Raw genomic sequence first — 21,872 nt, forward strand, 5'->3', positions numbered from 1 at the left:
TCTGCACCATCACATGGAAACTTGCGCATGCCAGCGGCACAGTCAGGAGGAGGACGAAGGGTGCATCTGCTGTGGGATCGCCTGGCGGGGTCGCATAGCCGGAGTCCAGCATCCACAACGGCGGCACCAAGAACGTGAGCAGGAGTACGGCTCCGCTCAGATGCATAGCGCCAAGGTGCCGCAGTGCCGAATGTGGAGCCCCGACGCTTCGTCCCCTGGCAGTCGGACCATTGGTTCTCTCGCCCATATCTCCCCTCCCGCCGCCCTGCAGGCGTGGGACATGGTAGTCAGGCGGTTGCCCCGTCCTCGCACGGCGTAGCACGTCCCGCACGGGAGTCGTCATGATCCGCCGGACAGCGCCTAGTACTGCAACGGTGTTTGTCGTGACGGGTGGTCAGTCGGTGGGGCGTGGCCTCGTTGTTTGTAGTGGCTGGTTCGGGCTTGGTGTTGTCGTTTTCGGCGCCAGGTCGACCAGTGCAGGATGTGGTCGACGGGTGCGTGCCGTCGGTTGGTGAGGCGGTGGATCAGGCGTCTGATCTCGGCGAGGCTGAGGTGGATGAGCTGGGAGGATCCGTTTCTGTGAGGCTGATCCTTTGGAGTGGACACCCTGACAATGGATCTCGACGATCCAGGGAGGGATGTCCAGGTGGGGCGCAAGTCTCCGTATCCGGAGGAGTTCAGGAAGGACGCCGTCGCGCTCTATCGTGCCGCGGGTGGCAAGCGCACGTATGCGGCGGTGGCTGCCGATCTCGGTATCACCGCCGAGTCACTGCGGACGTGGGTCCGCAAGGACGAGTCCCCGGCGGCGACCGGACACCGCGATGCCGGCAGGAGTGCGGCCGAGGAGCTGGCCCGGTTGCGGGCCGAGAACGCCCGGCTGCGACACGCGGAGAAAGAATGGCAGCTGGAGCGCGAGATCCTGCGCCGGGCAGCCGCCTATTTCGCTCGGGAGGTGAAGTAAGCCCCCGCCGCTGGGACTTCATCTCCGACAACCGCGCCGACTTCGGCGTCAAGCGGATCTGCCGGGTGCTCGGTGCGTCCCGGGCCGGCTACTACCGGCACCTGGCCACCGAGCAGACCCGCGCCGAGCACCATGCCGAGGAGAAGCGGACCGTGAGCGAGATCCGCGCCATCCACGCCGAGCACCACGGCGCCTACGGTGCCCCGCGCGTCCATGCCGAGCTGCGGGCGAGAGGGCGCACGATCAACCGCAAGCGCGTCACCCGGCTGATGCGGACCAACCACATCGTCGGCCGGCACCTGCGGAAGAAGAAGCGGACGACGATCGCGGACAGGACCACGCCGCCCGCGCCGGACCTGGTGATGCGCGACTTCACCGCGGACGCCCTGAACACCAGGTGGTGCGGCGACATCACCTTCATAGCCGTCGGCCCGTCCTGGCTCTACCTCGCCACGGTGATCGACATCTACTCGAGGAAGGTCGTGGGCTGGTCGATCGCGGACCACATGCGTACCTCGCTGGTCACCGACGCGATCGAGATGGCCGTGGCCGCCCGCGGCGGCCGGGTTCACGGCGTCGTTTTCCACACCGACAGGGGCGCTCAGTACAACGCGGCCGCCTTCACCGACGTCTGCCGCCGCTACGGCATCCGCCGCAGCATGGGCCGGGTCGGCTCGAGCTACGACAACGCCCTCGCCGAGTCCTTCTTCCAGGGCCTCAAGCGCGAGCTGCTCCACGGACGCCGCTGGACCTCGAAGGCACAGACCCGGCTCGAGCTGTTCCGCTGGCTTTCGTACTACAACCGGCGCCGTCGCCACTCCGCGCTCGGCTACCTCACACCAGCCGAGTTCGAACAACAACTGACCACCACGACACGTACGCTGTCACTCGTCGCATGAAACCCGGTGTCCACTCCCCGGGATCAACCTCACTGCTTTCCCGGTGTCGAGCTGGCGGGCCCGCAGGACGGTGAGGCAGGCGTGGGCGGCCATGGCCAGGGTGATGTGGCGGTGCCAGCCGGGGTAGCGGCGGACCTGGTAGTCGTCCAGGCCGCACTCCTGCTTCGCGGTCTGGAAGCATTCCTCGATCGCCCAGCGGCTCCCGGCGATGTGGATCAGCTCGTCCAGGGTGGCGTCGGCCGGGCCGTAGGCGATGTAGTAGGAGAGCTCTTGGGGACGGGCAACGCTGCGACGGGCGATCACCCAATGCCGGCGGTCGGGCCGGTGCCAGGGGCGGACTTCGACGCGTGCCCAGTCATAGACGCGGGGCCCGTGGGAGCCCTGGCCGCACGAGCGGCGTTTCCATTTCTGCCGGGGCAGGGCGGGAAATAGATCGCTCACGGGGTGGTCGATGGCCCAGCGGGTGACGACCGTGTCGTGGCGGGTGGTGGCCATGACGTGGAAGACGTCCGCCTGTTCCAGCTCAGAGCGCCAGCCCTTGCTGTAGCCGTAGCCGGCATCTGCGGTCACCCAGCGGAACGGGATCTTGCCGGCGATCGCGCGGCGGACCATCTCCTTGGCCATCGCCACCTTCGTCGCGAAGCCGACCTCGTCGTCAATGCCGGCCCGGCGGCACCGCTCTCGGTCGTCCGTCCAGGAGGCAGGCAGATACAGACGGCGGTCGATCAGCGTTCGTCCGAGCGGGGCCGCATAGGCGAGGAAGACACCGACCTGGCAGTTCTCCGTGCGGCCCGCGGTGCCGGAGTACTGCCGTTGCACCCCGGCCGAACCGGTGCCCTTCTTCAGGCAGCCGGTGTCGTCCACGATCAGCACCGCACCAGGATCGCCGAGATGCTCGACCACGTAGTCACGCACATCGTCCAGAACCTCGTCGGCGTCCCACTCGATCCGGTTCAACAGCCGGTGGATGCGGTCCGGACCTGCGTGGCCGGCTTCTTCGGCCAGCGTCCAGCCGTTCTTCCGCTGCAACGGGGCTACGAGTCCCCGCATATAGGCAAGAGCTGACTCACGAGGCTCCGATCTGCCGAATCGGTGAAGAAACCGCCCTTGCACCGCACCCAACTCACCGGCCCACGACCTGACCTCAGCAAGATCCCCACCCATGACAACACCAACGATCGACCTGCCTACCCGTCACAGCAAACACCGTTGCAGTACTAGCCCGGGTCGGCGGCGCCGGTCGCTGACCCGCCCCGCGCGCGGCCCCGCCGTCGCGCGTGAGGGACTGGCCGGCCGCCGATCCCCGAGGCGCTCCGCCCGCCCCGCCCCCACCCTCTCCATTTCGGCAGTTCGGGCGGCAGGGGGGTGCGCAGAGGGGATGTCAGCACCCCGACCACGCCCCTACGAGCATGGTGACCTGCGTAGACGTCTGGCGTCGCGCGGAGGGGGTGCAACAGATGCCGCAGGAGAACCTGCGGGGCATGACGCAACAGGTGCCGCAAGAGATTCCGGCTCCGGGACATCGGCGGGCCCAGGGCAGGGTCGCCATGCCGACGCCGACCGCCACCCTGAGGCCGCGGGGGTGCCTCCGGCACCACATGCTGGAACAACCGCCGGCGGGCTACCGACCCCAAGGAGGAGGCCTGCGGTCAGTGACCTTTACGGCGCTGTACGTCGAACCGACGCAGCACCCGCACCAGACGCCACATTCCGGCCGCCGCTCCGAGCAGCGCACCTCCCACCAACGCGCCCTTCCCCGCTGGACCAGAGACGCCAAAAGCCAGTGCGAGAGCCAGAGCGACGGCAAAGACCGCCGCAGTCAGCACGACGGCAGTCACCAGAGCAAAAACGATCTCCACCGTCATTGCGTCCTTTTCCCACCGCGACTCACGCCCCATATCCATGCTGCAAGTCTCACATCGCGTCAAGCCATTGCGCCTGGACCGAACAGAACCTGGCTCAGTGGCCGCAGCCGGACATGGGGGTGTCGAGGTACTTCCAGGTCTGGGGTCCGACCTGGCCATCGGGCTTAAGGCCGCTGCAGCTCTGAACGGCGCGTACGGCGGTGTCGGTGCCTTCTCCGAAGTTGCCGTCGACGGTGAGCGTGTAGTCGTAGTTGGAGTTCAGCAGGCACTGGATCTGCTTCACCTTCGAGCCGACCATGCCCTTGGCCATGACCTGGGTGCGGTCCCAGTTGTAGCGGCAGCTGGCGCGGCCGGCGGCGCCGGGCGAGGCGGCCGGACTGGGAGAGGCAGAAGCAGAGGCTGGGGAAGAGGCCTGGTCCTTGGCTGAACTGCTGGGGCGCGGTGACGTCGTGTTCGTGTCCCCCTCGCCCGTGGGGTCCTGGCCCTTGTCCTTCTTCTCGTCGTCCTTCGGGGTCTTGGTCGGGGCGGTGCTGCTCTTCGGGGGCAGGGGAGTTTCGTCGACCACTGGCTGCTCGTCGCCGGGACGGTTGCCGCCGGGTTGGTTGTCGTCGCTGACCTCGATGGTGGTGGGGTTCTCTTCGTAGGTCGAGTACCAGCGTCCGACGAGCAGCAGCGCGGCGAGGGCGGCGGCGATCAGCGCGAGGACTTTGACCCTGCTCCGGGAAGCAGCTGCCGGCTTTGCTGGCTCGACCGGGCCGGACGTGGACGGTTCCCGGGAGGCAGCTGCCGGTGTCGCCGGTTCGACCGGGCTGGGCGTGGATGGTGCGGGATCCGGGCCGGCTGCTGCGGGTTTCGGAGTTGCGGTGCCGGGAGCGGGGTCCGCGGCTGCCGACGGTGCGGGGTCCGCGGCTGCTGTCGGCGGTACGGGATCCGGGGCCGTCGGGGGTACGGGATCCGGGGCTGTCGGGGGTACGGGGTCCGGTACGCCCGGGGCGGGGTCTGCCGGTGCGGGAACGGACGCCGCTTCCGGCGGTGCCTCCCCCTGGGCGTCCGCGGCCTCCTGGGTGTCCGCGGCGCGGCGGGCCTGGTCGGCGGTGTCCCAGAGGCCGAGCAGGGTGTTCTTGTCCAGTCCGCGGCGGGTGCAGAGCCGTTCCACCGCGGCCCGGGGCGGGAACGCGGTGCCTTTGAGGACCCGGTTCCACGAGGAGCGGGAGTAGCCGGTGTCGTGGGTGAAGGCGTCCAGGGAGAGGTTCTTGGACGCCTTCACCTGCCGCAGTGCCTGGAGCAGTGCGGTGACTTGTGGCAGTGGCTGCGCGGGTGGGTTGTCGCCTTGTTCGGGTCGCACGGGTCTTCCCCCTGGTGCCGATGTGATCGTCGTGTTCCGTGGCCGTTTCTTTTCGCAGGTCAGGGGCCTTGTGGAACGGCCGGGACGGCGCGGTACGGCTGGAATGGCGATCAGGCTACCGGTGGGACGGCGGTACCCCGAATCTTCATCTCGTCGACGCCGCAAAGGCGCGGCGCAAACTGCCTGCCGGGTGTGTGTCGGTGGGTCTGACGAGGGGTGAAGTCGTGCGGATCATCAGCAAGAAGACGGGTCTTCAGGCGGGTGCCATGGTGGCGGTCGCGGCCGCTGGATTTGGCCTGATCAGCTTTACCGGGCAGGAGCAGGCGCAGGCGAACAGCCCGGCCGCGTACAGCGTGAAGGGCTTCGACACGAGCCATCACAACGCCCACCCGATCCAGTGGTCGGCGTCCGTGAGGGCGGGGTACTCGTTCGTGTTCCAGAAGGCGACGCAGGGCACCGGTTACCGCGACCCGCAGTTCGCCGGCGACTTCGCAGGGGCGTCGCGGGCCGGGCTGATGGTCGCGCCCTACCACTTCTACGACACCGGTACGGGCGCCGCGCAGGCCGACCACTTCGTCCGTACGGCCAGGGCCGCGGGCTACGACGGCAAGCGTGCCGGGCAGCTGCCGCCGGTGGTCGACCTGGAGAAGATCCGCGGCCGGTGCCCGGCCGGGGTGAACAACACCCAGGTCGCCGCGTTCCTCTCCAAGGCCCGTCAGGCGTTCGGGGTGAACCCGATCGTCTACACCTCGAAGGACTTCGCCGACACCTGCCTGCGCGGCAACACCAGTGCCCTGGCCAACAGCCCGCTGTGGCAGCCCCGCTACGAGAGCGGAACGCGTGAGCCCGCCCCGGTCGGCGGCAGGTACTGGTCGATCTGGCAGTACACCGAGAACGGGACGGTACCCGGCCTGCGAGGCAAAGCCGACATCAACGTCTACAAGGGCACGCTGACCCAGCTCCGCGCCCTCGCCCACCTCGCCCCCGGCCAGTCCCCCACCCCTCCGGGAACGGGTACAACGACGCCGCCTGCTCCGTCCACGGCTGTCTGGCCGCTGCTGAAGAACGGGGCGCGGGGCGTGAACGTCACCACCGCCCAGCACCTGCTCGCCGCGGCCGGCCAGTCCGTCACCGCCGACGGGATCTACGGCCCGAACACCCAAAACGCCGCCGCCGCGTTCCAGCGCGCCCACGGCCTCACCGCGGACGGCATCATCGGCCCGAACACCTGGAACAAGCTGACCCAGACCGTGCGCACCGGTTCCAACGGATCCGCGGTCAAGGCCGCCCAGGCGCAGCTCGCCGGGTACGGCAACCGCATCACGGTCGACGGCGCGTTCGGTCCGGCCACCCAGAACGCGGCCGTCGCGTTCCAGCGGTCCCACGGCCTGCCCGCGGACGGGATCGTCGGTCCGAAGACGTGGAACAAGCTGATCAACGGCGCGAAGTCCGCCCCGACCACGCCTGCCCCGACCACGCCCGCACCCTCGAACGGGAAGCTGACCCAGCGCCAGGCGCTCACGCAGCTCGCGGCGGCCGGTATCAAGGCCCCGGTCGGCCGCACCTCCCTGGCAGGTGTCCGTGCCCGCACCATCCAGGGCGTCATCGCTCTGAAGAAGGCCAGCGGCTGCACCATCACCATCACCGGCGGCACCGAGTCCGGCCACAGCGCCGGCCCCCGCTCCCACGCCAACGGTTACAAGCTCGACCTGCGCACCCGTGACGAAGGCCGCTGCGTGACCAACTGGATCAAGACCACCCAGCGCAAGGGCGCCCCGCGAGGCACGAACGCCCGCTGGCACGGCACCCTGAACGGCATCTCCGCCGAGTACGTCTACGAAATCCCCCGCAGCGGCGGCGTCCACTGGGACATCACCTTCATCTGACCCCCCCTCCAAGTCGACCGACAGTCGGCTGACACCTGCGCCACCAACGCCCGGTGGGCGGCACCCCGTGCGGGGTGCCGCCCACCGGGCGTTTCTCACGTGCGGCGCCGCTCAGGCGGGATGGTGGGGCAGTTCCTCGTCAGCGCGGCCACCGGTTCCCAGGGCCCGCCGCGGGGACGGGGGCGCCGCCGGGCGTGTACCGAGCACGCCTCGGGCTCGCAGTTCCTCGAGGTCGGACAGACGCTCTCCGGGAAAAGCGTCGAGCAGGTCGGCCTGGGCGGCGCGGATGCTGTGCGCGGGAGCCTCAGGGCCTGCACCAAGAGCGCGGCGTACGGTCACGCCGGTCATAGTACGGGCAGCGCATCTCCGGCCGCCGGGGCGGCCGGGCTCGTGGTCCAGGAGCAGCGCGCTGGCCCTGGCCTGCGGTGGTCGGGGCTGTGGTCGGCCCATGGTCGGGCCTGTGGTCGGGCCCGACTGGCTTTGTACACGAGAACGGAAGTCGTCTGTCGACGGCTTCGGGAGTCACCGCGTGGGCCGGTTCCTTGATCAATGTCGATGAGTTTGGGAGTCACTCATGGCCCGGCGGGTTGGTTTGCGTGACCTGCCTTGAGTGGCCGAGGTACAGGAAGTCCTGGCGAGATTGATCTTGGGCGGAACGCCTGGCCGAGGAAACGCGGCCGGGCGTTCCGGGTGAGCGGCTACGACTCCGCGGTCAGAGTTCGCCGCGGCGTGCGAGCTGATTTAGCGCGTTCTCGCGGATGATCTCGTTCCCATCGTCGCGCAAACCTTCGAGGGCATCCCGGGCCTCCGGGCCGGGAATGGCGCCGAGGGCCCAGATCGCCTTCACCGCGAGTGCCCGGTTCTCGTCCCAGTCCAGGTGCTCGGGGACCCAGTGGGTTGCCAGGGCCAGTGTCGGCACCGTCCTGGGCGAGCGGAGCCTGCCCAGCATGCGCACGATGTCCTCGTGGTCCCTGTGCCAGTCGGCGGGGAACAACTCGGTCAACGGCTCCAGGAACTCCTCGACGGAGGCGCCGGCAGAGGCATGGAGGATCAGCGCCATTTCGACGTCGTCGGCGTCCTGGCGCTCCATGGCGTCCCGGAGCAGCCTCAGCGCCAGGGCCTCGCCGTCGGACTCGCCGAAGTGGGCGAGCACCTCGTCGAGCGTGCGCGTCCGGCCTTTGCCCGGTACGAACACCAGGCCCATGATCAGTTCCTGCTCCTCGCGGGTCATCGCTTGACCACCTCCCACGCGTTGAACGCCCCATCCTGGGTGGACCCTAGCAAGATCATTCTCGGCGGGTGCCTCCCGAACTCGGGTTCTGGCACAACTTCTGTGGTGCGTCGACGCTCTGTAACTGTTGATCTTCGGAGTGGCTTTCCTCGATCGTCCTGAAATGCTCCACGGCTGCTGTGCCGTGCTCGAGAGTCCGGGCCGTGGATGAAGTGCTGCTCCGGTTGGGAGAGTTCCTGTTCCTGTCGGATCCTGAAGTGGCGGTGATGTCGGCGGAGGACGACGGTGAGGCGATCTGGATCGGCGTCTCGCGCAAGTCAGTCAGTGCTGAGTGTCCGGGCTGCGGGCGGTGGTCGAGTCGCGTTCATGGGTCCTACCTGCGATTCCCCGCTGACTTACCCAGCGCAGGAAGGCGTGTGGTGCTGCGTCTGCAGGTCCGCCGGTTCATCTGCGCTGACACCTCCTGCGGACGCAAGACCTTCGTTGAACAGATCCCTGGACTGACCCGCCGTCATGCTCAGCGGACTGAACGGCTGCGTGCGGCTCTGGACGAGGTGGGTCTCGCTTTGGCCGGCCGTGCCGGAGTCCGTCTGGCGGACGTCTTCGGCATTTCTGTCAGCCGCAGCACGGTACTTCGGCTGGTCGACGCGATGCCTGATCCTCAACCGTCGTCACCGCGGGTGGTGGGCATCGACGAGTACGCAATGCGAAAGGGCCGTATCTACGGGACTGTGCTGGTAGACGTTGAAACCCGCAGGCCCGTGGACCTACTGCCCGACCGTGAGGCTGGCACCGTCGCTGCCTGGCTTTCTGCCTGTCCTGGGGTTGAGGTAGTTTGCCGCGACCGTGCCCCCTTCTTCGCCGAAGGTGCCAGCACCGGGGCTCCCACTGCGGTGCAAGTCGCAGATCGTTTCCATCTCTGGCGCAACCTCGGCGAAGCGGCCGAGCGATGCGTATCGCGCCATCGTGCCTGCCTGCGAGTGCCATTCGCGGTGCCCGGCTCCGAGAGCGTTACCGCACCAGTGGCACCCGAAGCTGGCGTGTCGCCATGGCCGACCGGACATCGGTTCGCCGACCGAACCCGGGAGAAGCATGCCATCGTCCACGGGCTGCTCGGCGAAGGACACAGCCGTCGGGCGGTCGCCCGCGAGCTCCGGATGACCTACCGAACCGTTCAGCGCCTGGCTGACGCGGCAAGCCCGGAGGACCTCTTTCAAGGGCAGTGGCAGAACCGCAGGACAAAGCTCGACGACTTCAAGCCGTACTTGCACGAGCGGTGGGCCGAGGGCTGCACGAACGCCTGGACCCTCTGGAAGGAGATCCAGAGCCACGGGTACGCCGGTGGATACGGGGCGGTCCGTGCTTACCTTCGTCCCTTACGGGACACTGTGCCGGAAGGTCGGCCGCCATCGCCCAGGACAGTCGCCGGGTGGATCCTGACCCACCCGGACGCTCTTGCGGAGAAGGAGCGACTGAAGCTCAAGTCCGTTCTGGCCCACTGCCCCGAGCTGGACGCCCTTGCCGGGCATGTCCGTTCCTTCGGGCAAATGCTCACCCAGCTCCAGGGAGAACGGCTCCCCGAGTGGATAGCGGCGGTCCGGGCCGACGACCTGCCCAGCATGCACACCTTCATCAGCGGCCTCGAACGTGACCTCGCGGCCGTCACCGCCGGCCTGACCCTGCCCTGGAGCTCAGGCATCGTGGAAGGCCACGTCAACCGCATCAAAATGATCAAGCGGCAGATGTACGGACGCGCGGGCTTCAAGCTCCTGCGCAAGCGGGTACTGCTTGCCTCCTGACCTCACTGTCGGTGGCCAGTGCGACGATCCCCAAACGGCCACGTGAGGAGAGATATGGGCACCTGGGACATCGGCCCCTTCGACAACGACACCGCCGCCGACTTCGGCGGTGACCTGGACGAGGCAGCAGTGGAAGAACGCGAAGCCGTGATCCGCGGCGTACTCAAACGCGCCGCCGACCCTGCGTACTACCTGGATACCTCAGACGGCGAACGAGCAGTGGCCGCGGCGGCCCTGGTTGTCGCCCAGCATCCTGACGGCGAGCCGGCGTGCTCAAACTATGGCCCATCAGAGCCGCTACCGGAGCTGTCCGCAGACCTTCGAATGCTCGCCGTCGACGCCCTGGACCAAGTGGTCTCCGACCAGTCTGAACTCGCCGAGCTGTGGGCCGAAGCTGCGAATTGGTCAAAGTGGCGCAGGGACATCACCCGCCTTCGTGACGTCCTAGCCCCCCCGATCCCGCCACAAGAGGAAGCCCTCTTCGATATCTAACGGTCACGCACAGTCACGGACCACAGAAGTTGTGCCAGAACCCCTTCTCGTCGACATCGAGATCCGGGCCCAGCGAGCGCCTCCCGAGGCCGTCGACAACTGCTGTCGTGTGACGTCGACAAAGCCACGCCGCAGCCCTGCGCAGAACCTCGTTCTCCTGCTCCAGCAGCCGGATGCGCTTGCGGGCCTCGCGCAGCTCGGCCGACTCACCCGACGCTGTCGCGGGCCTGCCGCCGTCATCGGTGTTGGCACGGCGCAGCCACTTCGACAGCGTGATCGGGTGGACGCCGAAGTCGGCGGCGATCTGTTCCAGCGTGACGCCGGGTTCACGGTTGCGCGCGACCCGCACAACATCCTCGCGGAACTCCTTCGGATACGGCTTGGGCACTGCAACATCCTTCCAGGCCGCCTCTCAGCAAGCCAGGTCAGGTGTCACTTATCCGTGCAGCAGTCCCAACGCCGCGAACGACTTCCTGGCCCAGGCACTGCGCAAGGCTCTGTGACCATCGCACTGTGCGTATAGCCGGACTCGTTCACCCGGCAGTCTGGGACGCGAGGGCCCTGTCGCAGAACTCGCTTATGAACCCCTGCAACCGATCCAGGGAGTCCATCGTGTCCGCGCCGTTGTCGATCGGGCCATAGCTCAGTTGGAGGTACACCGTACCTACCAGAGACTGCATTCGGACGTACTTGCCGTTCTCGGAGGGTATCGGACCCGTTCTGTCGAAGGTGATGGCGGTGCTCTTGTCTCCGCACGGTGGCATAGAGATGCGTGTGGCCTCGGGATGCTCTTGCTTGAAGTACCTCAGCCCTTCCTCGTAGAAAGTAACAACCGACGAGAAATCTGCACACGAGGACGTGATGTAGGCCGCCTGAAGGCTGCCGCCGTTCCTCTCCGGGTACTCGTAGATAGCTGTGCCGCGAGTACAGCGTTTGGTCTCTTCTGGGCGGAATCCGTTTCGCTTGCTGAAGCTTGTCCATCCCGCTGGCATGTCCTCAAGGTCGGGGATCACGGTGGCGACTTCGGACTCGCTCAGCGCACGAGGTTCGATGGTTGTCTGGCCGCTGGCTCCGTCAGTGGCCGAGTTTCCGCGTGCGTCGGGCGTCGCGGCCGTGGGGCCGTGGCTGCTTGGCTGGGAGTCGTCGGTTAGAACCTGCTTTGAGCCGTAGATGGCGAGGGCGATCACGCAGACGACCACCAGCACAGCCAGCGCGAGTGCCGCCATGCCGGCCGCCGAAGTCGGTTTCGTAAAGTTTAGGGTTCCGTTGCCGACGAGTATCGGAGTGTCTCCTCGTATCCGGCTGCGGTCGATGTGGACGCCGTCCGTCACACTCGGCTTGTTTAGGTGAACCGTCAATGCTCGATACAGCTGTGGGTCGGAGCCGACTTCCTCGGCAAGCACCGCTGACGCCGCTGCCTGGGACTCGGGGGAACCGTCGGATTCCTCCAGGTCCGCTAAAGCGGTCCGGCCTCGACTCGACGCCCCCAGTCGATCGCGTACGACCTGCGCGATTGCTGCACCGGTCTGCTCGCCTACCGTGCTTGCTGTCCCCGTGATGGCTGCGGCCACTACTGCAACGGCAGCCGCCGCGACTTCACTGGCCTCCATTACGCCCCCCGCACAGGCACTTGAACGCTTGTCCTACGCTCAGCATCATGTCAGCGGCGGAGTCGTCGGCGCTGAATTTAGTTGCAATATCGCGTAGTTGTTGACCGGGGGCCATGATCTACAACGCCCTGCTGTGCTGCCTGCTGCACGCCGCCGGACGTCGAGGCCACCGCTTTGCCATGGGGCAGCAGAAGGTCATCGGCCCGCAGGGCGGGTGCGTCGGCATCGGTGAGGCAGAGGCCCTGATCGCCATCGCTGCCAGCCTCCTTCGCGCACTTCCCGCGTCCAGCATCTAGCGGCCCGACGGACGTGGTGCGAGCGAGCCCGGACCGTGTCGGTCCGGGTGTGACTTTGAGCGGTAGTTGGCGGATTTGATTTCTAGTTGGCGAGCCTGCCGTATTGGATCGAGTGACCTGCTGCTTCGTCGTTGGAGCTGCCGGTTCCAGGGCCTCGACTCGCCAACTACCGCTCAAATTCCTCGCCATATGCGGTTCAAAGCGGCCCTTGAGCTGCGGCTGGCCGGCGGCGCTTCGCCAACTACCGATCAAAGTCACACTGATCAAACCCCGGGACAGGCAGACCGCCCCGGCCGTACGGTCACACAAAGTCCAGTACTGACCTGCCCAGGAGATGTAGTGATCCCAGCGCAGCACCCCTACGAAGCGAACTACAAGCAGGAAGTGGACGGCCGCACGGTCTACAGGAGCAAGCCCGTCATCGCCTGGGACGACGAGGGCCAAGCGCTCGTCGTCGACGAGCGCAGCGGTCGACTTGTCCCGGCGAACAACCAGCGCACCTTCACCGGGCTCTCGGAAGGCGGGCATCCTGTTATCGCCGCCATCGCCGGGGGCGGGTGGGGTGCTCGGTACAACAACGAGGACGGCACGTCCACCGTGGACCCGCTGGTGGCCTGGGCCGTCCGAAGCGACGGCACTCTCACTCCCATCGACACCGACGGCGCCGGTCTGTGCGATGACCCCACCACGATGGGCAACTTCGATGGTCTCGTCGCCCCCGGAGCTGAAGCACGGACGGCGCAACTGGACAGCTCGACATGACCGGGCTGTCCTTTATCCCGGCCGCCGCCGGCTGATCGCCTGGCCGCCGCCTTCCGCCAGCTGCCGGAAGGCATCGGTCAGCGGTCCCACCGGACGCCTGGCGAATCGTCCTGACGTCCCTGGCCGCCTGCCACGCGTTCGTCGCGGCGGCCGGCCGGGTTGTCCCCGGGATGCGCGACCGCCAGCTCGGGGACGACGAACGCGTGATCGTGCACGAGAACGTCGCCCGCGTCCGCGCGACGCTGGACTGGATCGAGACGGCCGTGGACACCGGCAAGGTCGACGTCGACGGCGAACTGGCCAAGCTCCTGCAGGGTGAATAGCCGATGCCCCGTGCCTCCGAGCGCAGATCGCCGGCGGCCCAGCGGCACGCCGACACCGTCCGGTTCGTGCTCTTCGAAGCCAGGCCGGCCGGTCTGACCTTTCCCCAGCTGGTCAGATCCAGCGAGCTCTCACCCCACCAGACCCGCGCGGGGCTTGCCTGCCTGCGAGACATCATCACCGAACGCGGCTGGCCACCCCTGATCTGGACCAAGAAGGACGGCTACAAGTTCTGCGCCGACCCCGCCGAACTCCAGGCATACGAGGTCGCGATCATCCGCGGCAAGCTCACCGAGATCCGCCGGTTCATCACCGGAACCGTCGCCCCGCACGCCGCCCTCCAGCCCAAAGGCCGGTGGATCAAACACCTCAACACCCAGCTCAACTCGGTCGAGTCCACGCTCGACGTCATCGCCGACTACACCGACGCCGACGCCTGACCGGTGGGCCCGGCCGCTTCGCGGCCGGGCCCACCCCGTCTTTGAGGGAGGGAACGATGCCGCGCAGGCGTTGCTACCCCTCCGACACCTGGGACGACGAGTGGGCGCTGATCGAACCACTGCTGCCGGTCCCGGCCTGCGAGACCCCGGCCGGCGGCCGTCCGGAGAAGCACCCCCGCCGGGAGATCGTCGACGCGATCCGCTACGTCGTGGATACGGGCTGCAAGTGGCGGGCCCTGCCCAAGGACTTCCCGCCCTGGCGCACGTGTTACGGGTTCATGGCCCGTTGGGCCGCCTGCGGCGTCGTCGGACAGATTCGTGACCAGCTCCGCAAGCGGATCCGCCGCGAGATGGGCCGGTCGCCCGGGGCGGTGGCCACCGTCATCGACTCCCAGTCGGTCAAGGCCGCCGAGACCGTCGGTAAGGACTCCCGCGGCTACGACGCCGCCAAGAAAATCAACGGACGCAAACGGCACCTGGTCGTGGACACCAAGGGCCTGCCGCTGTTCGTCATGGTCACCCCGGCCGACATGACCGACCGCAACGCGGCCAAGGAAGTGCTGTTCCGGCTGCGGCTGATGCACCCCGAGATCACCATCGTCTGGGCCGACTCCGCCTATGCCGGACAGCTCGTCGAGTGGGCGAAGACCTTCCTGAACCTGACGATCAAGACCGTCAGCCGGCCGAAGAACGTCCCCGGGTTCGTCGTTTTGCCCCGGCGTTGGGTCGTCGAACGTTCCCATGCCTGGGTCATGCACGCCCGCAGACACGCGCGCGACTACGAACGGCTCGTCCAGCACTCGGAATCACTCATCACCTGGGCCGCGATCACCCTGATGACCAGGCGCATCACCCGCCGAAACTCCCGCAGGAGCGGACAGCCGACCTCCCGCGAGACCCACCGCGACTAATCCAATCGGCACTGACCGTCGGCAGCGCCACCAAGAGGTCGCCGGGCCCTCAAGCCTGCCTAACTCACCACGACGGCTTCATCGACGCAACACAGTGAGGACAGCCCGTCGCCGTCGACCAGCCGACCTCGCCACCCGAACCCGCCGTTCTAATCGTGAACTGGGCAAAAGCCCAGCTCAGGATTTGCCCTTACTTCTCTTGGTTCGATGGGCGTGCCGGAGACAGGACGATCCGTACATTGGTGGCGTCGTCCGGCGAGTCAAGATCTACTTGCATGAGCCATGTGCCTGGTGCGAGTCGGAGTGCGTCGTCACTGTCGGCGTCCCCGACGGACAGCACCCCGGACGGGAGGTCGATCGTTGCCTGATAGGCGAAGTCTGCTGCCGCCGTCTGACGGACTTCTATCGCCAGGGCAACGTCCGCTTCCTCCTCGGCAACCAGACGCGCGTGCCGGACCTGAATAGTCACCCAGCAATGCGAGGTCCATATCGGGCCCGGACCGTCCAAATCACCAAAGTCTCCCTCCTCTTCGTCGCTGACGTAGATGCAGCCCCAGTAATAGGACCGGGTTCGGCGCAGCCGCTCACCTGTTTCCATCGACATATCTTGCCCCAGCGCAACACAGCACAGGTCAATTCCAGTCGTGCAAGCCCGGCCCACAACCCTTCTTGACGGCCGCAGATCGAAAACAGGCACTCACCGGTCTCACCGAACATTGACCGGCTTCGCCGTTGTTTCAGGCAGAGGACATCATCAGCGCGTCGTACTCCGGGTCTCCGGGGTGCAAGATGGCCTCAATCTGCTCGCCTCGCACGGGACCGCGGTGGTGGATCGTGACACCTGCATCGTGCAGACCGAGCCGGGCCCCGACGAAGGTGACGACCAGGTCTGGCATGGTGACATGCGTGAGCTCGGGGTCGGATCCATCGATCAACGCGACGACGACTGCTGGCCGCCCGAGCGTCTTTACCCGGTCGCTGTCGATCTCCTTCCAGGCGTCGTTGTTGTACTGCACCTCGCCGCCCCAGTTGGAGAGCTGGTCGTCAAGCGCATGGGCGCGGAGAGGGTAGCGGGTGCTCGCAAAGCAGACGCGCTCCGACAAGTCGAGTGCCCCTTTCCGCTGACTCCCGATGCGGAAGAGGCTGACGTCACGCAGAGCCGTATGTTCGGTATCACTGATGTACCCGCGGGATAGGGCTTGGTTCTGTCGGTCGTGTACCAGTTGCTCCGTGAGAGGGCGAAGACCGGACACCCGGATGCTTTTCGCTTCGTGCATCAGCAAGCGTGTGGCGTGGAAAACGCGGAGCGGCCGCCCAGCCAGTGATCTGCGAAGCCACTGATCGCATCCGGTGAAGTCGATGTGGTGGGGAAGATCTTGAAACACGGGGGGTGCGTTCGGCGCCATTGCCACGATGTGGTCGATGATGTCGATCACCGGACCTGGCCATGTCTCCTGACGGTCAATGTCGATCACCTCGGCGCTGCTCACGGGCGCCATGGTGCCACGGGCCCACCTGAGCGCGCGGTCTGCCTGCCTGCTGCCTGCTGGGGATTGGCTCGCTCTCTGCTGTTTGAGGAAGGGCCCCAGGCGCCCAGCGGTCAAACTTCACTGAGACACCGGTCAAGGTTCAGCGAGACAGGACAACTGCTGTCAGAACGCTGCTCACTGCCGTATACGGAGCTACTGCTCATATGCACTGAACAACGACACCATGCACGCCAGGCAGAGTGACGCACGCCACAGAAGTTTCTTCCTCGGAAGTGCTGAAAAGGGGGGTCCTGCCGGGCCTTGTAGTAGAAGCGCTCACACCAACTGCTAGGAGGCGCGCCCCAGTGGGCTCACTCAACTCCCCGTCCTCGCCTGGGCTCCCGGGCTTCGACTACATCGATCTGCCGTACCCCACAGCCGGAGTCGCCGCCAGGTTCACTGGGGTAACCGGCAGCTACCCGCCCCGCCACGCCCTGTCACCCGCGGAGCAGGCCATGCTGGGCGCTGTGGCCGCCGACATGTGGCGCCGCACTATCAGGTTCCGCATCCCGGAGATCAGTGCCCTGGAAGGCCAGCACGCTGCAGTGCACGGCCATCACGACGTGGTCGACCATGTCGGGCGTACCACCCTCGGTCTCCGCAACGCGGGCACCGGCTACTGGCGCGAAGCGGTCTCGACCGCGCTCCTGAGCGACTGGGTGCCACTCCTGGGGTAGAACAACTCCCGTCTCCTGGTGCCCCAGCGGCTGAGGAAGGAAGCCGAGCGGGCCCACCGCAACATCCAGCCCTTATGGGAACGCAAGGCCAACGGCCACCACGTGACCATGCTCGACACGCCCACCACAGGCGGCCTCACGCTCGCAGACCTGGCGGCCGACACAGCAGAGCCCGACGACGACCTTCTCCGCGGCACCATCGATGAACCCCGCATCCGGGAGATCCTCGCCGAACTCGACCCGGACGAACGGGACGTGGCCCTCACCTACGCACGCAACCCGTCCATCGGCTCCTGGACCGAAGCCGCGCGCTCCACTGGAGCCAAAGACCCCGAGCGATTTGGAGAACGAGTTCGCCGCAGGCTCAAGCGCCTGGGCGACCGCCACGACCAGCGCACGTCCGCGCGCGGCGCGAAGAACGGAGCAGAGAAATGATCACAGCGTCCGTTCCGAGTCCCCTGCCGGAAAGAGGTCGGGCACCTGATGAATGGCAGACCCGTAACTAGGGCGTGTGTCGGAAGTGCTTTAGGTTGGCTGACGTGAGTGCGCGGGGGCAGGGTTACAGATATGTCGGACCGGTTGAGCTGAAGGCTGCGGTCCGGCCTGGCAGCGGCGGGTGCCCGATCAGCTCGGCGGCTGACTTCGATGGCTGGATCGCTGGGCGATCGACAGCAGAGCTGACCGAACCGTTCACCTTCGTGGTCGGCACGGATGGTGTGCTTCGGCTGGCGCCGCGGCGAAGCGAGCACGTGGCCTGCGCTGGCGGGGACATGGTTCTGAGTGCTGGCGAGATCAGCTTCATGCGTGAGGCGGACCGGTGGACCGTGGGCGAGGTCAGCAACCAGTCCACCGGATACTGCCCGGACGTCACCTCCTGGTCGGCAGTCGCTCACGCTCTGGACGACGTAGAACTTGGGCGGCCTTCCGGCTTCACCCACGAGGTGGTGTTCCGGCGGTGCCCCAACTGCCAGGAGCACAACATCGTGCGCGAGAACGACTTCGTCTGCGTCTTCTGCGGCAGCGACCTGCCGGAGACATGGAACGTGGATCCCGCCGTATGACGGCCGGGGGTCACAGCCACTCGTTGATGGCAGCGACGAGGACAGTCGCTTCGTAGCGGACCGCGAGCTTGTCGTACCGCGTGGCGACGGCGCGGTGCCTCTTGAGCCGGTTGATCCCACACTCGACCGCGTGACGTTCGCGGTGGTCGACCGGGTCGAAGCGCGGCGGCCGGCCGCCACGAGAGCCGAGCTTCCGACGGTTGCGGGCATGGTCGGCCTTGTCCGGGATGGTGCAGCGGATCCCGCGGCGGCGCAGGTAGGCACGGTTCTTGCGGGAGGCGTACGCCTTGTCGGCCCGCACGCGATCGGGCCGGACGCGTGGCCGGCCCGGCCCGAGGCGGGGCACGCGGACCTTGTCCAGCACGGGTTCGAACTGCGGCGAGTCACCGCGCTGTCCTGCCGTGATCACGATCGACATGGGCTTCTGGCCCTGCTCAACCGCCAGGTGCAGCTTGGTAGTGAACCCGCCGCGCGAGCGACCCAGCCCGTGATCAGGGAGCTCGGTGAAGATGCCGCCCGGCGGTTCCTTCTGCAGGTCGCCCTCCTTGCGGGCCCCGGCCGCATGCTGGTGGGCGCGGCAGACCGTGGAGTCGACATTCAGGTCCCACGTGATCGCCCCCTTCGCCTCCGCCAAGGCCTGGAGTCGGCTGAGGATCCGGTGCCAGGTGCCGTTCCGCTGCCACCGGCGGAACAGGTCATAGACCCGGCCCCACGGCCCGTACTCGACGGGGACGTCCCGCCACGGCACACCGGTCCGGACCCGGAACCGTATGCCGTCAATCAACCGCCGCCGAGGCCAGACAGGCGGCCGCCCCGCCTTCGTGCCCTTCGGCAGCAGCGGCTCCAGCACCGTCCACTGCTCGTCCGTGAGATCTCCCCGACCCATGAACCGTGATCATTCACAGTCCAAGATCCACTTTCGACACACGGCCTAGCCGAACAAGCCCTGGCCGACAGGGATGCACGAGCACTCGAAGAGTCGGTCGCGCTGTGGGAAGCCGTCCTGCGAGACCCCAGCGTCCCCGATCCTCTGCTGCCGCTCCTGGAACTCGTGCACGTGGAGACCGGCGCATGCCTGGTGCTGGATGATTCGGGAATGCTGTCGAGGGCCATCGGCCGTATGGAAGACGCCATGGCGCGCTCCCCAGAAGCGCTCACTCGGGTCGACGTCCTGCGGGCCCGGCTCACCGCCTACGGGATCCGCGCTTCAATGACCGAATCCACAGACCCCGCCCGTTCGGCGGGGGACTGGTTGACGGTCTCAGGCATCGCGCGGTACCTCGCGGAGTCGGCGGTGGACGGCAGCAGCGAGCAAGGCCGGTTGGTCGAGACCATGGGCCGAGCCCTCCTCATGCACTACGAGCTGGCTCTCGTGCCGGGGTCCCTGAGCGAGGCAGTCACCGCGCTGCGCCGGGCCGTGTCCACCCTCACCAGTCCCCGGCTGAACGCCGCTGATGCCTGCTACCTGCTGGGGCGCGCCCTGCGCCTCCGCGGTGAACGAGATCGCTCATCGGAAGATCTGAACGAGGCGGTCGCCCTCCTCGGCAGAGCCGTCGCCGAGGCGGATTTCAGCGGGCCGTCCATGATGCCGTTCCTGTCGAATCTCGGCTTCGCCCATCTCGCCCGGTACCGTCTCGTCGGCGATCTCGACTCGTTGAACGACACGGTGTCGGCCCTGGCACGTGCTGTGGCTGCCTCCACCGACCCAGTGGAGTCCGAGCACCGACTCCAGAACCTCGTCAACCTCGTGGGAGAGCGGATACACGTAGGCGGCTACGCACATGAGCTGCTCAGCCACATTGCGCTCGTGGAATCGCATCTCACTCCCTACGGACTGCCCAAGCTCGCCGGCTGGCTGCTGCTCAACCTGGCGCTCAGGGCCTACGACCGCGCCGTTTCAAAAAGCTTGGTGCACGACTACCTTCTGACCGTGGTGATCCTTCGGCGGTGCGCCCTCTTGATCCCTTCCGACACGACCACGTTCGACGGCCTGCAGACACCCTCGGGCAAGACCGTGAGCAGCGACGAGCTTGTGCGCTTCGCCTGGACGCTTGATGGTTTGAAGGCGTTCTTCTCCACGACCGGTCTGCGTGACTCCTATGCCGACGTCCTCACTGGTGTGGCCGAGGGCATCGGGGAATACCTGATGTCCAACGGGGTCGGCACGCAAGCCACGATGGCGGGGCACATGGCCGCCGACTACGAACTCACCCTGTTCGTTCACCTGGACAATCTTGGTGTCACCTATGCCTGAGGAATTCACTGCGATCGGTTTCGACAACGACTCCTACCTCAACTACCTGTTCGACGAGTCGTCAGAACCCCCTTTCCCTCCAGGAGCCATCCCCGATCTTTCGCCGTGGGAAGAGGTCCGTGAGCGCCAGTCACTGATCTACTTCGTCCTGCGGTCCGTGGCGATCCTCGGATCAGCCGCGGACGAGGCGGCCGTGCAGGCCCATCGCCAGTGGCGGCGGTCCGCTCTCGATCGCGCGCTACGCCTGCACTGGTGGACAGAAGAAGGGCATCCCTTGCCGCTGCCCACCTGGGCGGAAGAAACAGTCGTGCAGGTCCGCGATCACCTTCGTCCCGCCTTCCCCCGCGTCGATGACATTGAGGTCGTCGTCACCCTCGACCCTCGCTTGTACGTCCGCGCACACCATTCGACGCGCCAGATCCGGTTGTCCCTGGTCACCCGACAGCTGTGGCACACCATCGACCTACTCCTCTGGAACGCTGTGAGCGTGCGGCAGGAACTGATACGCACGATCGGCAGCAACGCCGCGCTGCCGAATCCGTCCTACGAAGTTCTTCTTCCGTTCCTGCTGCCGCTGTACCGCAACGTCCGCTGGGACCAGATCCCCATGATGCGGATCCGTTCAGAGCTGGCCGGGGGAGGAGCCGTCAATGCCGCACGGATCCAGATGACCTTCATGATTGCCCACGAGTTTGCGCACCTCCTCCTGCACGAAGAGGGCAGATCAGGTCCGGATCTGGAGGCCGAAGCCGATCGCTTCGCCTACGACGTACTCTTCAGGAACCCCGTCGAGAACATCCCCCTCGGCGACATCTGGATGGCGATCCGCTGGCTGTTCGAAATCCTCGCAGTGGAAAAGCTGCTGGCGTGGCGCCTGGCCGGCGAAGAAGGGACCTTCGCAGTCACCGAACCACCACGACAGACCCTGATCCACCCCTTCGTTCGATCTGCCGGCCCCTCGAGCACCGACATCGTCCTGGGAGGCGCCGGGCTCTACGTCATACAGTCCATGCGCCGTCAGCTGGCAGCTGCGAGCGCGCAGGCCGTACGGCAAAGCGCTGCCCGCTGGGAAAGCACCCTGACATCCGAAGAAGCCAACCGCCCACCTGCGCACGCCTCGCCCATGTTCCCCGACCCCTCCCCGGAGGTATGAATGACCATCATCGAGCTCGACGTGGAGATCGACCCTCACGACTCCGGTCTTCCCGGGTCGGCGCTGATCGACGTCGAAGGACATGACTTCACCGACCACGGGATCAGCCTCAAGGTGGTGGCCGTCGAGGAGGGACACGGCTTCGGCGTCTCGGAAATCGTCACCATTGCCCTCTCGATCGCGGGCGGCGTAGCCTCCGACGTCATCGCGAGCTCTCTCAAGTCGGCCACCCGCGGGGTGATTCGCCGCGTCCGCTCGCGACGGTCACGCAGCGACGGAAGCATCGAGGGAATCACCGAGCTCATCGACCGTGAGCGCCGGGAACCCCCGCAGACCGACTCGGAACGCAACCCCGGCTAGAAGACTCATGAAGATCTTGC

The 21,872-nt window shown here is 66.8% G+C and carries 22 protein-coding genes and 2 pseudogenes; 15 read left to right on the plus strand and 9 right to left on the minus strand.

Translation table 11 applies throughout. The annotated features are described in order from the left end of the window. Positions 1-646 precede the first annotated feature (646 nt). Positions 647-1,860, plus strand: a protein-coding gene (locus tag OG842_RS43340; RefSeq protein ID WP_266738563.1) for an IS3 family transposase whose coding sequence is annotated in 2 segments (ribosomal slippage) — positions 647-896 and positions 896-1,860 — 1,215 coding nt in all. Because the reading frame shifts where the segments join, the coding sequence is not laid out codon by codon here. Here OG842_RS43340 and OG842_RS43345 read toward each other — a convergent pair. From OG842_RS43345 to OG842_RS43355, 3 genes are all read right to left on the minus strand, one after another. Further along, on the minus strand, positions 1,846-3,024 hold the full coding sequence (locus OG842_RS43345) for an IS701 family transposase (protein ID WP_266738561.1): 1,179 nt from the start codon (positions 3,022-3,024) through the stop codon (positions 1,846-1,848). The two genes, OG842_RS43340 and OG842_RS43345, sit on opposite strands and share 15 nt — an antisense overlap. A gap of 485 nt (positions 3,025-3,509) precedes the next feature. Further along, entirely contained in the window at positions 3,510-3,764 is a 255-nt protein-coding gene (locus tag OG842_RS43350; RefSeq protein ID WP_266738559.1) for a DUF6332 family protein, read from the minus strand. A 55-nt stretch (positions 3,765-3,819) separates the two neighbouring features. Further along, positions 3,820-5,070 carry a peptidoglycan-binding protein gene (locus OG842_RS43355; protein WP_266738557.1) on the minus strand — a complete coding sequence of 417 codons (1,251 nt, stop codon included), beginning with the start codon at positions 5,068-5,070 and terminating at the stop codon, positions 3,820-3,822. A 224-nt stretch (positions 5,071-5,294) separates the two neighbouring features. Here OG842_RS43355 and OG842_RS43360 point away from each other — a divergent pair, with 224 nt between their 5' ends. Beyond that, a complete protein-coding gene (locus OG842_RS43360) occupies positions 5,295-6,956 on the plus strand; it encodes a GH25 family lysozyme (RefSeq protein WP_266738555.1) in 1,662 nt (553 codons plus the stop codon). A 712-nt stretch (positions 6,957-7,668) separates the two neighbouring features. On the opposite strand, the gene OG842_RS43365 is transcribed toward OG842_RS43360, so the two are convergent. Continuing rightward, positions 7,669-8,187 (minus strand): HEAT repeat domain-containing protein, encoded by a 519-nt coding sequence (locus tag OG842_RS43365; RefSeq protein WP_266738553.1) that lies wholly within the window; start codon positions 8,185-8,187, stop codon positions 7,669-7,671. Positions 8,188-8,390: 203 nt separating this feature from the next. Between OG842_RS43365 and OG842_RS43370 the strand changes: the two genes are divergently transcribed. Beyond that, positions 8,391-9,986 carry an ISL3 family transposase gene (locus OG842_RS43370; RefSeq protein ID WP_266738551.1) on the plus strand — a complete coding sequence of 532 codons (1,596 nt, stop codon included), beginning with the start codon at positions 8,391-8,393 and terminating at the stop codon, positions 9,984-9,986. Positions 9,987-10,040: 54 nt separating this feature from the next. Beyond that, positions 10,041-10,478, plus strand: coding sequence for a DUF4259 domain-containing protein (locus OG842_RS43375; RefSeq protein WP_328512772.1), 438 nt, complete (start codon positions 10,041-10,043; stop codon positions 10,476-10,478). Positions 10,479-10,491: 13 nt separating this feature from the next. Here the strand turns inward: OG842_RS43375 and OG842_RS43380 are convergent, their stop codons facing one another. Further along, positions 10,492-10,866 carry a transposase gene (locus tag OG842_RS43380; RefSeq protein ID WP_266738547.1) on the minus strand — a complete coding sequence of 125 codons (375 nt, stop codon included), beginning with the start codon at positions 10,864-10,866 and terminating at the stop codon, positions 10,492-10,494. Positions 10,867-11,011: 145 nt separating this feature from the next. After that, positions 11,012-12,088, minus strand: coding sequence for a hypothetical protein (locus tag OG842_RS43385; protein WP_266738545.1), 1,077 nt, complete (start codon positions 12,086-12,088; stop codon positions 11,012-11,014). Positions 12,089-12,201: 113 nt separating this feature from the next. Here OG842_RS43385 and OG842_RS43390 point away from each other — a divergent pair, with 113 nt between their 5' ends. From OG842_RS43390 to OG842_RS43410, 5 genes and pseudogenes are all read left to right on the plus strand, one after another. Further along, positions 12,202-12,384, plus strand: a complete 183-nt coding sequence (locus tag OG842_RS43390; protein WP_266738543.1) for a hypothetical protein — start codon at positions 12,202-12,204, stop codon at positions 12,382-12,384. Between the two features lie 339 nt (positions 12,385-12,723). Further along, entirely contained in the window at positions 12,724-13,146 is a 423-nt protein-coding gene (locus tag OG842_RS43395; RefSeq protein ID WP_266738541.1) for a hypothetical protein, read from the plus strand. A gap of 110 nt (positions 13,147-13,256) precedes the next feature. Continuing rightward, a pseudogene (locus tag OG842_RS43400) lies at positions 13,257-13,469 on the plus strand (DUF6192 family protein); the annotation flags it as partial. A 3-nt stretch (positions 13,470-13,472) separates the two neighbouring features. Then, entirely contained in the window at positions 13,473-13,907 is a 435-nt protein-coding gene (locus tag OG842_RS43405) for a RacP protein (RefSeq protein ID WP_266738539.1), read from the plus strand. A 56-nt stretch (positions 13,908-13,963) separates the two neighbouring features. Next, a pseudogene (locus OG842_RS43410) lies at positions 13,964-14,831 on the plus strand (IS5 family transposase); the annotation flags it as partial. A 177-nt stretch (positions 14,832-15,008) separates the two neighbouring features. Here the strand turns inward: OG842_RS43410 and OG842_RS43415 are convergent. Then, complete coding sequence (locus tag OG842_RS43415; protein WP_266738537.1) at positions 15,009-15,422, minus strand: hypothetical protein; 414 nt, start codon at positions 15,420-15,422, stop codon at positions 15,009-15,011. Between the two features lie 133 nt (positions 15,423-15,555). Further along, complete coding sequence (locus OG842_RS43420; protein ID WP_266738535.1) at positions 15,556-16,308, minus strand: hypothetical protein; 753 nt, start codon at positions 16,306-16,308, stop codon at positions 15,556-15,558. Between the two features lie 344 nt (positions 16,309-16,652). On the opposite strand from OG842_RS43420, the gene OG842_RS43425 reads away from it, so the two are divergent. From OG842_RS43425 to OG842_RS43435, 3 genes are all read left to right on the plus strand, one after another. After that, positions 16,653-17,024: a hypothetical protein gene (locus tag OG842_RS43425; RefSeq protein WP_266738533.1), complete on the plus strand. Its 372-nt coding sequence runs from the start codon at positions 16,653-16,655 to the stop codon at positions 17,022-17,024. Positions 17,025-17,042: 18 nt separating this feature from the next. After that, positions 17,043-17,459 (plus strand): hypothetical protein, encoded by a 417-nt coding sequence (locus OG842_RS43430; RefSeq protein ID WP_266738531.1) that lies wholly within the window; start codon positions 17,043-17,045, stop codon positions 17,457-17,459. A 104-nt stretch (positions 17,460-17,563) separates the two neighbouring features. Beyond that, complete coding sequence (locus tag OG842_RS43435; RefSeq protein ID WP_093544949.1) at positions 17,564-18,085, plus strand: hypothetical protein; 522 nt, start codon at positions 17,564-17,566, stop codon at positions 18,083-18,085. A gap of 10 nt (positions 18,086-18,095) precedes the next feature. Here the strand turns inward: OG842_RS43435 and OG842_RS43440 are convergent, their stop codons facing one another. Further along, positions 18,096-18,971, minus strand: coding sequence for an IS5 family transposase (locus tag OG842_RS43440; protein WP_266738529.1), 876 nt, complete (start codon positions 18,969-18,971; stop codon positions 18,096-18,098). 165 nt (positions 18,972-19,136) lie between these two features. Between OG842_RS43440 and OG842_RS43445 the strand changes: the two genes are divergently transcribed. From OG842_RS43445 to OG842_RS43455, 3 genes are read left to right on the plus strand one after another with little or no spacing between them, the layout of a single operon-like run. Further along, positions 19,137-20,339: a hypothetical protein gene (locus tag OG842_RS43445; RefSeq protein WP_266738527.1), complete on the plus strand. Its 1,203-nt coding sequence runs from the start codon at positions 19,137-19,139 to the stop codon at positions 20,337-20,339. Next, positions 20,332-21,492 (plus strand): ImmA/IrrE family metallo-endopeptidase, encoded by a 1,161-nt coding sequence (locus tag OG842_RS43450; RefSeq protein WP_266738525.1) that lies wholly within the window; start codon positions 20,332-20,334, stop codon positions 21,490-21,492. Before OG842_RS43445 ends, OG842_RS43450 begins: the two co-directional genes overlap by 8 nt. Next, positions 21,493-21,852, plus strand: coding sequence for a hypothetical protein (locus OG842_RS43455; RefSeq protein WP_266738523.1), 360 nt, complete (start codon positions 21,493-21,495; stop codon positions 21,850-21,852). Positions 21,853-21,872: the final 20 nt, after the last annotated feature.

Origin of the sequence: Streptomyces sp. NBC_00376, assembly GCF_036077095.1 — a bacterium.
Taxonomy (GTDB): domain Bacteria; phylum Actinomycetota; class Actinomycetes; order Streptomycetales; family Streptomycetaceae; genus Streptomyces.

What these genes read in the sequence shown, in the direction of transcription:
- OG842_RS43365 (WP_266738553.1), bottom strand. Translation starts at nt 8,187, where the DNA reads ATGACCCGCGAGGAGCAGGAACTGATCATGGGCCTGGTGTTCGTACCG.
- OG842_RS43390 (WP_266738543.1), top strand. Translation starts at nt 12,202, where the DNA reads ATGATCTACAACGCCCTGCTGTGCTGCCTGCTGCACGCCGCCGGACGT.
- OG842_RS43415 (WP_266738537.1), bottom strand. Translation starts at nt 15,422, where the DNA reads ATGTCGATGGAAACAGGTGAGCGGCTGCGCCGAACCCGGTCCTATTAC.
- OG842_RS43405 (WP_266738539.1), top strand. Translation starts at nt 13,473, where the DNA reads ATGCCCCGTGCCTCCGAGCGCAGATCGCCGGCGGCCCAGCGGCACGCC.
- OG842_RS43455 (WP_266738523.1), top strand. Translation starts at nt 21,493, where the DNA reads ATGACCATCATCGAGCTCGACGTGGAGATCGACCCTCACGACTCCGGT.
- OG842_RS43450 (WP_266738525.1), top strand. Translation starts at nt 20,332, where the DNA reads ATGCCTGAGGAATTCACTGCGATCGGTTTCGACAACGACTCCTACCTC.
- OG842_RS43440 (WP_266738529.1), bottom strand. Translation starts at nt 18,971, where the DNA reads ATGGGTCGGGGAGATCTCACGGACGAGCAGTGGACGGTGCTGGAGCCG.
- OG842_RS43350 (WP_266738559.1), bottom strand. Translation starts at nt 3,764, where the DNA reads ATGGATATGGGGCGTGAGTCGCGGTGGGAAAAGGACGCAATGACGGTG.
- OG842_RS43375 (WP_328512772.1), top strand. Translation starts at nt 10,041, where the DNA reads ATGGGCACCTGGGACATCGGCCCCTTCGACAACGACACCGCCGCCGAC.
- OG842_RS43345 (WP_266738561.1), bottom strand. Translation starts at nt 3,024, where the DNA reads ATGGGTGGGGATCTTGCTGAGGTCAGGTCGTGGGCCGGTGAGTTGGGT.
- OG842_RS43385 (WP_266738545.1), bottom strand. Translation starts at nt 12,088, where the DNA reads ATGGAGGCCAGTGAAGTCGCGGCGGCTGCCGTTGCAGTAGTGGCCGCA.